Annotated in this window: 10 protein-coding genes; 8 read left to right on the top strand and 2 right to left on the bottom strand. The window is 69.6% G+C overall.

The genetic code is table 11. The features are described 5' to 3' along the window. The first annotated feature begins 30 nt into the window (after positions 1-30). Both ACTWQR_RS05610 and ACTWQR_RS05615 read left to right on the top strand, forming a co-directional pair. Entirely contained in the window at positions 31-486 is a 456-nt protein-coding gene (locus tag ACTWQR_RS05610; protein ID WP_443225765.1) for a MarR family winged helix-turn-helix transcriptional regulator, read from the top strand. A 118-nt stretch (positions 487-604) separates the two neighbouring features. Further along, positions 605-1,579 (top strand): Lrp/AsnC family transcriptional regulator, encoded by a 975-nt coding sequence (locus ACTWQR_RS05615; RefSeq protein ID WP_443225766.1) that lies wholly within the window; start codon positions 605-607, stop codon positions 1,577-1,579. Between the two features lie 201 nt (positions 1,580-1,780). On the opposite strand, the gene ACTWQR_RS05620 is transcribed toward ACTWQR_RS05615, so the two are convergent. Beyond that, positions 1,781-4,261 (bottom strand): MFS transporter, encoded by a 2,481-nt coding sequence (locus ACTWQR_RS05620; RefSeq protein WP_443225767.1) that lies wholly within the window; start codon positions 4,259-4,261, stop codon positions 1,781-1,783. A gap of 502 nt (positions 4,262-4,763) precedes the next feature. Here ACTWQR_RS05620 and ACTWQR_RS05625 point away from each other — a divergent pair. Genes ACTWQR_RS05625 through ACTWQR_RS05635 form a run of 3 tightly spaced genes read left to right on the top strand, consistent with a single transcriptional unit; the run spans position 4,764 to position 7,099 of the window. After that, the gene (locus tag ACTWQR_RS05625) at positions 4,764-5,270 is read left to right on the top strand and encodes a glycosyltransferase (RefSeq protein ID WP_443225768.1); all 507 of its coding nucleotides are present in this window, start codon (positions 4,764-4,766) and stop codon (positions 5,268-5,270) included. Then, a complete protein-coding gene (locus tag ACTWQR_RS05630) occupies positions 5,239-5,943 on the top strand; it encodes a response regulator transcription factor (RefSeq protein ID WP_443225769.1) in 705 nt (234 codons plus the stop codon). The genes ACTWQR_RS05625 and ACTWQR_RS05630 overlap by 32 nt, the downstream gene beginning before the upstream one ends. Before the next feature lie 22 nt (positions 5,944-5,965). Then, the gene (locus ACTWQR_RS05635; protein ID WP_443225770.1) at positions 5,966-7,099 is read left to right on the top strand and encodes a sensor histidine kinase; all 1,134 of its coding nucleotides are present in this window, start codon (positions 5,966-5,968) and stop codon (positions 7,097-7,099) included. 114 nt (positions 7,100-7,213) lie between these two features. On the opposite strand, the gene ACTWQR_RS05640 is transcribed toward ACTWQR_RS05635, so the two are convergent. Then, a complete protein-coding gene (locus ACTWQR_RS05640) occupies positions 7,214-7,639 on the bottom strand; it encodes a hypothetical protein (RefSeq protein WP_443225771.1) in 426 nt (141 codons plus the stop codon). Between the two features lie 141 nt (positions 7,640-7,780). On the opposite strand from ACTWQR_RS05640, the gene ACTWQR_RS05645 reads away from it, so the two are divergent. The 3 genes from ACTWQR_RS05645 (at position 7,781) to ACTWQR_RS05655 (ending at position 11,308) form a co-directional block, all read left to right on the top strand. Beyond that, positions 7,781-8,845, top strand: a complete 1,065-nt coding sequence (locus ACTWQR_RS05645) for a quinone oxidoreductase family protein (RefSeq protein WP_443225772.1) — start codon at positions 7,781-7,783, stop codon at positions 8,843-8,845. Between the two features lie 189 nt (positions 8,846-9,034). Next, positions 9,035-9,547, top strand: a complete 513-nt coding sequence (locus ACTWQR_RS05650) for a TetR-like C-terminal domain-containing protein (protein ID WP_443225773.1) — start codon at positions 9,035-9,037, stop codon at positions 9,545-9,547. Between the two features lie 582 nt (positions 9,548-10,129). Next, the gene (locus ACTWQR_RS05655) at positions 10,130-11,308 is read left to right on the top strand and encodes an amidohydrolase family protein (protein WP_443225774.1); all 1,179 of its coding nucleotides are present in this window, start codon (positions 10,130-10,132) and stop codon (positions 11,306-11,308) included. Positions 11,309-11,551: the final 243 nt, after the last annotated feature.

The following is an 11,551-nucleotide window of genomic DNA, read 5'->3' on the forward strand; positions in this document are numbered from 1 at the left end:
ACATATGCCCAGGTGTCGTATTCTCACGGCGTGAGACACGATGATGACGGGCTGATCGCTGCCGACGCACTGGACCGGGTGACCTGGGCGATGCGGCGGGCGGAGTGGGCTGCCCAGGCCTGGAAGGATCAGCGGCTGCGACCGCTGGGTCTCGCGGCCGCGCAGTACACCCTGTTGATCAACGTCCATTCCGATCCCGGTCTGACCGGCGCGGAACTGGCCCGCCGCCTGAACGTCACCCCGCAGGCAGTGGCCTCCCAGGTGGCCCGCCTGGAGGAGCGTGGCCACCTGGAACGCCGACCGCACCCGCGCCACCGCCACGTGCAGGAGCTGCACCTCACCGACGCCGGCCGCGAGGTCCTGCACGCGGCCGATGCCGTGATCGTGGAGATTGAACAGCAGATCGCCGAGAAGCTCGGCCCCGAGAAGACCTCGCAGCTGAGGGCACTCCTCGATGAGGTGGCTGACGCGGTCCGGGCGCCTTGACCGATCCCGTTCCAGACGGGAAGCGGGCCCGTGCCCGGCCGCGCCGAGCGCGCTGATCACCGCCCGTGCTGTTCCACGCTTCCAGCGGCGCGTTCCACCCCCGCCCGAAGGAGAACCGATGGGTCATCCCACACTCGATCCCCTCGATCTCCAGGTACTGCAAGCGCTGCAGCTCGACGGGCGTGCCCCGTTCAGCCGCATCGCCGCCGTCCTCGGGGTCTCCGACCAGACCGTCGCCCGGCGGTACCGGCGGCTGCACGACTCCGTCAACGTGCGCGTGCTCGGCATGACGGACGAGAACCGCCTCGGTCGGCAGAGCTGGATGGTACGACTGCACTGCACTCCGGACGTGGCGGAACAGCTCGCGGACGCACTCGCCAAACGCCCCGACACGCTCTACGTGAATCTCATCTCCGGTGGCACCGAGGTCGTCTGCGGCATGAAACCACGCAGCCGAAAGGAACGGGACGAGCTGCTCTTCGACCGGCTCCAACGCACCCCGCAGATCGTCACGGTGACCGCCCACTGCCTGCTGCACTCCTTCTACGGCGGCCCACTCGGTGGGCTGAACAAGTCCAACGCGCTCACCCCCGACCAGGAGGCTGCTCTGCGACTGCCGACTCCGGTGTCGCTCGATGCCCCCGTCACTCCGGACGAGGCCGACAAGGCGCTGCTCGCGATGCTCCGCCGCGACGGCCGGGCCACCCTCACCGACCTGCAGAAGGCCACCGGCCAGTCGGAGTCGGCGGTCACACGGCGGCTCGAGAACCTGCGCTCCACCGGCGTGCTGTACTTCGACGTGCAGTACGACCACGGGCCTCTCGGGCAGGACGTCGGCGCCATGCTCTGGCTCACCGTGGCGCCCCGCGCGCTCGCCGACGTCGGCCGCAGCCTCGCCACACACCCGGAGGTGCATTTCGCGTCCGCCACCACCGGCCAGGCCAACATCGTCGTCTCCGTGCACTTCCGGAGCCCCGACGAGTTGTACACCTACCTGAGCGAGAAGATCGGTGCCCTCGACGGCATCCAAGCGGTGGAGTCGGCTCTCATCCTGCGCCAGGTCAAGCAACTCAACTACGAACCGACCCGCTGACCGCGGTACGCGATCGCGTCGAGGTCGGCACGTCGCGGCCCGGGACCCGAGGGGATGTGGGTCCCGGACCACGCGCGGGCGCCTTCCCGTCCCCACGGACGCGCCCCATACCGGTACCGGCCGCTCCATGCCCTGGTGCGACCCAGGCCGGTACGTTCTGCTGCCCTGCCTCTCAGAAGGGCCCCTTGATCAGGTGGGTGCTCAGCTCTCCGGGTGAGCCAGTTCCACGTCGAGCTCACGTCCCGGCCCGTCCACGGCCACCGGCGCGGCAACCGGCGGATAACCGCCGGCGATCACCGAGTAGTCGCCCGCGTCCAGGTCGGTGAAGGCATAGCCGCCGTCCGGCCCGGTGGTCGCCGTGCCGATGACGTTGCCCGCCTTGTCCACGAGCGTGACCCGCGCGTCGGTCAGTGGCCGGCGATCGGCGCCCGCCCGCACGGTGCCCCGAAGTACCGCCCCCGGCCACAACGCCACGTCCAGACGGGCGAGTCGGGGGCCGAACACCCGCACCGGGAGAGCGGCGGGCCGGAATCCCGCCGCGTTCACGATCACCGTGACCTCACCTTGCGGCAGCTCTCCGAACGCGAACGCGCCTGCTGCGTCGGTCGTTTCAGCGGCCAGTGCCTCTCCCCGCGCGTCTGTCACCGCCACCGTCGCGCCCTGCACGGGCGCCCCGTCTCCGGCGGTGACCACCGTGCCGGCCAACCCGCTGTTCGCGGACAGCAGGAGGTCGTGGGACAGCGGCTCCTCACCCACCACCACGGTGGACGCCTGCGGCTGGTGGCCCTCCGCCGCCGCGATCAGAACGTACGATCCCGCGCTCGGTGCGTCCAGACGGTAACGCCCGCCGGAATGCGCCACGGCCCGGCCCAGTTGGCGCCCGCCCAGTGAGATCAGCGTCAGCGTGGCTCCCTCGACGGCCTCCCCACCCGTCTCAAGGGTCCGGCCGTACAGGGCGGGACCCTGTCCACCGTCAGGGACGAACGTGTCGCCACCGGTTGCGGAGCCGACCGCGCCCGGTCGCTGTCCGGGCTCCTCCTCCGACCGCCCCCGGGCATGGGCACCGACCAGCACCGGTTCCGGCTCGAACGCGGCGGAGGGCTCGGCAGCCTCGGATGCCACCTGATCCGCGGAACCGGCGACAGTCGTCATCGTGCGCTGCGGAGTCCGCAGCAGTACCGCGCCGACGAGTGCGGCGAACAGGGCCAGACACGCGGCCACGATCAGACACAGGTAGAGGCCGTCGAGGAAGGCCTCGCCCAACGCGCCCATGGCCCGGCCGGTGTCCTGGCCGAGGTTGACCCGGGCCGCCGCTCCCAGGCCGCCGGCGTCCACGGCGTCGGTGATCCGGTCGGCCACGGGTCCGGTGAGGCCGACGTCACGCAGGTGGCCGGGCAGGGTGTCGTCGCTCTTCGTCGTCAGCAGGGTGCCCAGCACGGCCGGGCCGAGCACGGCGCCGACCTGCCGGAAGGCGTTGTTGCCCGCCGCCGCCATACCGGCCAAGTGGTGCGGCACCGCCGCGACCGCCGTGGCGGTCATCGGGGTGATCACCAGACCGAGGCCGAGGCCGAGCAGGCCCAGCCGCCAGGCCAGCGGACCGAATCCGGTCCCGGCGTCGATCGCGGTCAAGGACAACAGCGATCCCACGGTGACCAGCAGGCCGGTGGTGATCATGACCCGAGGCTGGATCCGGTGCATGAGGCGCCCTGCCAGCGCGCCAACCACCAGGGACACCACACTGACGACCAGCAGTCGATAACCCGCGTGCAGGGTGTCGAGACGCTGCACCATGCCGAAGTAGAGGCTCAGGACGAAGAAGAAACCGATCAGCCCCAGAAATGTGACCATGGCGATGAGGGCCGTCGCGCTGAAGGCCGCGCTGCGGAACAGCGACAGGTCCAGCATCGGGCTCGTGCTGCGCCACTCGACCAGGACGAAGGCGACGGCGCCGACCGCCGCCAGCGCAAGGGCCGCGATCACCCGGCCCTCGGTGAACGAGGCGGCACCGCCCTCGATGACGCCGTAGACCAGCGCGCTGATCGTCACCGCTGCCGTGATCTGACCGGGCCAGTCCAGCCGACGCTCACCGGGAGCGCGGGAGTCGGTCACCAGCGGTGCCGCGACCGCCAGGGTGATGACCGCAACCGGTATGACCGGAAGGAAGATCCACCGCCAGATGGTGTGGTCGAGGATCACACCGGCGATCAGCGGGCCGACGGCCAGGGCGGCCATCAGGGACGCCGCCCAGAGGCCGACGAACTTACCGCGCTTGCGGGGGTCGGGCACGGCATGGCTGATCAGGGCCAACGTCGACGGCAGCAACGCGGCCGCGCCCAACCCGGCGCACGCCTGACCGACCCACAGAACCTCGATCGACTGTGCCGACAGTGCGATGACGGCTCCCGCACCGGCCAGCGCGAGGCCTGCCAGATACACCTTCTTGCGGCCGTGTACGTCGCCGAAGACCCCGGCGGTCAGGATGAAAGCGGCCATGGGGAGCTGGAACGCGGACGAGACCCAGGTCAGTTGGGAGGTCGACGCGTGCAACGCGCTCTGAATGGCGGGCAGGCTCACCGAGACGGTGGTCACTGGCAGATAGGCGACGAACATCCCGAGACAGGCCATGACCAGCGTGGCCACCTGCCGTTCTCGCGGCTTGTTCACCGTTGGCGCGACGTTCAAGAAACTCTCCTCTGTAGCGCGGCGAGGCCGCACTCGGCTTACACGCCGATACCTTTCGGCCACTCCCGCCTCCCGAGCCAGCCACAGCTTCCAGAACCAGGAAAACCGACATCCTGAGCGGCCTTGCGAGGGATTTCCGACGGGCCAACGGCTTCCGACCGCAGTGCGGGCGAGCCTTCGGCCTGACTCGGGCCCGCCCCAGGAAGTGGCCGCCGGTCCGGAGAGACCTGCTTTACGGAAGCTTCATATGCCGAGTGGCAGATGCCTCATGAGGCACCTGTTGCCTGGCGGGCATGCAGGTCTTTCTCGTACCGCCGTCGTCGTCGGCCGCCGTTGATCACGGTGCTCTGCGGCACCTGACGACGGCCGCGCACACCACTCTGTCCGGTTCCGTGGCGTTCGGCGTGCTCCTTCATCTGGGGTGGGCCGGGCAGGTGGACCCGGTGGAGCAGACGCTCAGCGAGTACGCGCTGCATAGGGCAACCGCCGGCCTGTTCAAGGCATGTGTGGGTGCCGCGGCGGCGGGGTCGGTGGCGTTGCTCGCGGGTCTGCTCCGCCGGGTCACCTTCCACGGCCTCGTCAGCGACCAGGAAGTTCTGGACGCCTACGCCCGCTGCGACATCTTCCGCATGCCCGGCACCGCGGAACTGCAGAGCCGGTCACCATGGAGGCCATGGCCGCGGGCAAGCCCGTCGTCGCGGCCGACGCGATGGCCCTGCCGCACCTCGTCCACCCCGGCCCCAACGGCTACCACTTCCCGCCCAGTGATGTGCGCGCCCTGGCCGACCGCCTCATGGAGCTGCTCGACGACCCGGCTTCCCGGCGCCGGATGGGCGAGGCCGACGGGAAGATCGTCGCCGGCCACGGCATCCACCGTACGCTGACCACATTCGAGGCCCTCTCCCTCCACGCCGCCGGTCACCCCGCGGCCACGACGGCCCTCCCCCTCCCCGCCTCGACGATGGAAAGCGAGCACGATGAGTACGCAGCGCGTTCTGGTCGTCGATGACGAACCCAAGATCCGCATGACCGTCCGCGGCTACCTGGAGGCGGACGGGATCCACGTCATCGAAGCCGCGGACGGACCGTCCGCCCTGCAGGCCGTCACCCGCGACCGGCCGGACCTCGTGGTGCTCGATGTGATGCTCCCCGGGCTCGACGGATTCCAGGTCCTGCGCCGCATCCGGGAAGCGAGTCAGATCCCGGTGATCATGCTCACCGCCCGGGACGAGGAGGTCGACCGGCTGATCGGCTTCACCACCGGCAGCGACGACTACGTCACCAAGCCGTTCAGCCCCCGCGAACTGGCACTACGGGTGCGCGCCATCCTGCGGCGCACCGACAGCCGCCCCGAGACGGCCCACAAGGACGACGTGCTGCGCTTCGACGGACTGACTGTCGATCCCGAGACACGGACCGTCCTCGTCGACGCCGACCGGACGGTGGAGCTGTCCGCCCTCGACTTCGATCTGCTGTTCGTCATGGCCCGGGTCCCCGGGCGGGTCTTCACCCGGCGCGGACTGCTGACCCAGGTATGGGGCGAGGACTTCTTCGGCGACGAGCGCGTTGTGGACGTGCACATCCGTACCCTGCGGCGCGCGTTGAGCGACGACGCGAGCGCACCCCGGTTCGTGGGCACCGTCCGCACCATCGGCTACCGGTTCGTCGGGCGCCCCGCCTAGCGGCCAGGAAGGACACCCAGCCATGTCGCCCTCCGGCTTCCCGGCCTACCACAGGAGTCGAGCGCGACTGCGCCGAATCCAGGAGCGTCTGTCGCTGCGCAACCGGCTGGTGCTCTCACATGTCATGGTGCTCCTCCTGGCACTGCTGGCCATGGCGGCGATCAGCGCGCTGATCGAGGTGTGGCTGGGGCTGGACGACGTCGAAGGCGACGTGGTCCTGCAGGTCGGCCTTCTGTTCGGACTGGCCGCGGCTTTCCCGGCATCCTTCGCCCTGTCCCGGTTTCTGCTGCGTCCGCTCGACAGGGTGCGCGCCGCCACGGCGCGGCTCGCCGAGGGACACTACGACGACATCCTCGAACTCCCCAGCGAGCCGGGCCTGGCAGCGTTGGTCGAAGACGTCAACACGCTGGCGGCAGCCCTCGCCGACACCGAACGCCGCCGCGCCCGGCTGATCTCCGAGGTCGCCCACGAGATGCGAACCCCCATCACCATCCTGCGCGGCCAGATCGAGGGCATGGCCGACGGCATCTTCATCCCCGATGAGGCGATGTTCGCCTCCCTCGCCGACGACCTGGACCGACTGCAGCGCCTGACGGGCGACCTCTCCAGCCTGTCCCGGTCGGAGGAGGGCGCCTTCACTCTTCACCGGGAGCCCACCGACGTGGCCACACTGGCACGGGCCACGGCCGAGCGACTGCGCCCCCAGTACGACGACCAGCTGGTGACCCTCGCCGTGGACGCAGGCACCCCCGTCGGCGCTTTCTGCGACCCGGACCGGATCGCCCAGGTCCTGGTGAACCTGCTCGGCAACGCACTGACGGCATGCGATCGGCACGGGCATGTGGCGCTGTCCGTGCACACCGAACCGTCTACCGTGCACCACGTGGTCGTCCGCGTCATGGACGACGGCATCGGCATCGCCGAACACAACCACGAGCGCATCTTCCACCGCTTCGAACGCCTTGAGCATCCCGGCCGGCCCGCCGCTGCCGCCGGCGGCAGCGGCATCGGCCTGACCATCGCCCGGGGCATCGCCCAAGCCCACGGCGGAGACATCACCGCGGAATCCGCTGGGTTGGGCAAGGGAGCAACGTTCACCTTGCGCCTACCGCAGGAACCCGCCACAGGGGGCGGCATGCCTCCGGTTTCCCGCTGACTCCATCGATCCCGGAGGATCTGAGGAGTCCGGCTTCGGGCGCCGTTGCAGAAGTGGGTGCCGGCGTGGCGAACCCGGCTTCATGGAAGCTTCATACGCCGAGTGGTACGTGCCTCACGAGGCGGCTGTTGCCTGGCGGTCATGCAGGCACCCCTCGTCCCGCCATCGACCGCCGTCGATCACCATGCTTTGCGGCACCTGACAACCGCGGCTCGCACCGCGCTGTCCGGTTCCGTCGTGCTCGGTGTGCTCCTCCGTCCGGAGTCGAGCGGACACGTGGATCCGGTTGGGCACACGCTCAGCGAGTCCGTGCTGCATGAAGGAACCGCCGGCCTGTTCACGGGCCTGCGTGGGCGCCGCGGCGGCGGGGTCGGCAGCGTTGAGCGTCCGGTGCGCCGGACTCGTGCTCAGTCGTAGACCTGCTCGCGAACCCGGCGCGCCGTCGTCCGACCCGGACACGGCGGGACGGATCTTCGAGGTGACGCTCACCCGCCACGGGACCAAGTGGTCGATCGTCGGGCCGTTCAGTTCCTGATCCATTCCTCGTAAGCCGCCTGGCCGAGGTCCGCTCGCCCACGGTCTCACCGGAGCGGGCGAGGCGGAGGCGCAGGCGCAGGCGCAGGCGCAGGCGGCGCCATGAAGCCCCCGATGAACCGCGTAACGATCTGAAGGAACGTGAGAGTGGAACAGACCATGATGGCGGTCCGCCTGTTCGAACATGGCGGGCCCGAGGTGCTCAAGTACATAGAGGCGCCTATTCCCGAGGTCGGCCCCGACGACATCTTGATGCGCGTGCACGCCACGGCCGTCAACAGCTGGGATCTCCGGTACCGCTCGGGCAACCTGCCGCAGCCTCTCCCGGGACGGCCGTCGTGGCCGCTGCCGTTCCAGCTCGGCCGGGACGCGGCCGGTGAAATCGTCGCCATCGGCGAGAACGTCACCGGGTGGCGCCCCGGCGACAGGGCGGTGCAGCTTCCGCACCCGCCGTGCCGCGACTGCGCCCTGTGCGTACGCGGGCTCGAGAACCTGTGCATCGACACCGCCTACCCCGGACACCAGGTCTTCGGCGGATACGCCCAGTACGTCGTGCGTCGCCAGGACGCGATCCTGCCCATCCCCGACGGCGTCGACTTCGAGACAGCCGCAGCCACCATGTGGACCTACACCACCCCGCTCAACTGTGCGCGGCAGGCACCTGTCGGTCCCGGCGACACGCTGGTCATCACCGGCGCCAGCGGCGGGATGGCGATCGCCTGCGCACAACTGGCGAAGTTGAGCGGAGCCACCGTCATCGGCACCACCACCAAGCCGGACCGCGACGAAGCGCTCAGGAAGCTCGGCTACGACCACATCCTGCACTCCACCGATCCCCGACTGCCGGCACAGGTCAGGGAACTCACGCGCGGTCTGGGCGCCGACGCCGTCTGGGACTGTGTCGGCGGCAACGACTTCTTCCAGCTCTCCCTTTCCTGCATACGGCTCGGCGGCGCGGTCATCGTCCTGGGCACACCGGCCAACCAGGGCTCCCGGCTTGAGCTGGACGCACTCGCGCTCATCGGCGGGCAGGTGAGGATCGCCAGTGTGCGCGGCGCGACCCTGCGGGACCAGCAGTTGTGCCTGGAACTGCTGGCGGCCGGAAAGATCAACCCGATCATCGACCGGGCCTTCCCCCTGGCAGAGGCGGCCGAGGCCCACGCATACCTGGAAAGCCAACGACAGACCGGCAAAGTCCTCCTCCTGCCCTGACACCCGGATCGATTACTGAAGGGGTGAAGGCGGGAGAGCCCCACTGACGATCCAGGCGGCTAGGTGTGGGCCAGGTGCGCTGTTCGGAGAGGTCGGCGTCGCGGCTGACGGGCCGACCGCTCACCGGAGCCCTTCTTCCTCCGGTGGGCGGCTTGGTCTTTCTACTCCTCCTGCTCGGGATCCATCCCGGTGTCCCGCCCGTTCTGCTCTTCGGGGCTGCCCCTCTACCGGCACTGGCCCACCCGGGCCGCCCTGCTCTTCGACCTCGTCCTCGAAGGCCCCGACCTCGGCACCTACCCCGAACCGGGCAGCGCCGTGGGCGCCGTGGCCACCGCCTGGCTGAAGAGCCTGCGCGCCGGCGTCAGCGTGCCGGCCGTGCGCACCGCGGCTCTGGCCGTCACCGCCCAGGCCGACCACGACCCCGACAGCGCCCGGGCACTCGTCCGCATCGGCGAAGACCGCTACGCCGGCTTCAACAGGCTGCTGGAGCCTTCGGGCGTCCAGATCAGCGACGACGAGTTCACCCTCCTGTACGGGCCCGTCCTCGCCCGGCTCTTCCTCGACCGCGGCCAGGTCACCGACGCCTTCATCGATGCCGTCGTGGCCCAGTCGAAGAGCCAGGAGACCGCTGCGGGAAGCGGGCGCCAGTGCGGCGATTGGCCTCATGGAAGCTTCATGTGCTGGGTGGCACGTGCTTTATGAGGCGGCTGTTGTCTGGCGGTCATGCACGTACTCCTCGTCCCGCCGGTGGAAAGCAATGATCACCCTGCTGTGCGGCACCTGACTCCGGCGGTTGACTCCGCACTGTCCGGGTCCGTTGTGATCGGCGCGTTCCTTCGTCCGGGGTCGGCCAGGCGCGTGGACCCGGTTGGGCAGGCGGTCGGCGATGACGCACCGCATGGATGAAGCGCTGCATGAAGGAACCGCCAGCCTGTTCACCTCTGTGGGGGCAGCGCCGGCGGGGTCGGCGGCGTTGCTCGCGGGTCGGCTCCACAGCTGACTGCCGGCCGACGCGGCTACGTCGACGCCATCGGGTTCCCACACATGAGCGCCGGATCGACCTGTTAGAGGGGACTGGCCCGGCCGAAAAGCGACTTACCCGCTTGCGCTCACCGATCGGCCTGCACCGCGCGCCCACCCGCGCGTGGAGGCAGCGGTTGCCATTACTGCGGGGACCATCGCCGTCCTGCGCAGGCCCTGCCCGGCCTGGTGACAGCGCCGTGTCACACGCGCATACGACCTGACTCGCACAGCTCGCACACAGAAAGAAGAGGAGAACTGGAAATGAACCTGCGACGGAACATCTCGCGTCGAAGGATGATCGAAGGGGCATCGGCCGCGGCGCTCGTCACGGCGGCGGCAGCCACAGTGCCGGCGGCCATGGCCAGTCCGGAGGCAGCATCGTCCGGCCCGGGCCTGCCGAAGGGCAACTGGCGTATCGATACCCACGCGCACTACTCCCCCGACGTGTACAACGACTACCTGAAGCGCTACGGCCTGCTCGGCGCCATCACCGGGGCGTACGGTCCGTGGTCGGTCGATCGGCACGTGGCCTTCATGGACCAGTACCGGATCCAGGCCAGCGTCCTGTCGTTCGGCGACCTCCAGGTCACCGTCGGCCCGGTCGACGACCGGCGCGCCACCGCCCGCGCGGTCAACAACTACGCCCGCGACCTCGTGGACACCCGTGGTGACCGGTTCGGGATCTTCGCGGTCACTCCGATGCCCGACATCGAGGGCTCGGTGGCCGAGGTGGACCGCGCGCTCGGCGAACTGGATCTCGACGGCATCTGCCTGCTCACCAACTACAAGGGCACCTACCTGGGGGACCCTTCCTTCAAGCCTCTGTACGAGATCCTCAATGACCGCGGCGCCTACGTCTACGTCCACCCGACGGGTCCGGAGAACAACCCGGCTCCCAAGCTCTGCTTCGGCCCCGACATCCCGGCCGGAAACAACGTCTTCGAGTACACGTTCGACGCGACCCGTGCGATGACGAGCCTGATCTACAACGGTGTCCTGCGGGACTACCCGAACATCCGCTGGCACTTCACGCACTGCGGCGGGGCCCTGCCGTTCCTGGCCTACCGGCTCGCGACACGGCACTCGGCCTTCCCGCCGTTCAACGAGGTGCTGCCGGAAGGCCCCCTCAAGTACATCAAGCAGATGTACTTCGACGACGCACAGGCGTTCACCGCCGCGCAGTTGCAGCCGCTGTCGTCCCTTGTGCCCGACAGCCACATCATGTTCGGCAGCGACTGGCCGGCGACCCGCCACCTCTACGCGGCCGACAACGTCGAGACGATGCCCTTCCTCAAGGGCAGCCTGCCGCTTCTCAAGGCAGGTGACCCCGAACCGACCGTCGACGAGATCTACAGCCGGCGCGAGCGGATCGCTCTTGAGCGGACCAACGCCCTCGACCAGTTCCCGAAGCTGCGGGCGCGTATACGCCGCGCCGGCTAGCGCGGAGCCGCGACCGCACGCCAAGCCCGCCGCCCGCGCCCCGCTGACGGGGCGCGGGCGGCGCTCTGTGGAAAGCTCAGCGCCGGCCGACGGATCCGCAGGTCACGACCATCTCGAGTCGACGGTCAACCTCGTTCGACCACAGTGAGCGGCGACGAGCGTCACCCCACGGTCGCTGCCGCCGACAGCGGCGTACCACGGTCGTGGTACAGGCAGTGACCGCCGTAGGGCAATGCAAAAGCC

This window comes from Streptomyces sp. 2A115 (assembly GCF_052245575.1).
Classification (GTDB): Bacteria; Actinomycetota; Actinomycetes; order Streptomycetales; family Streptomycetaceae; genus Streptomyces.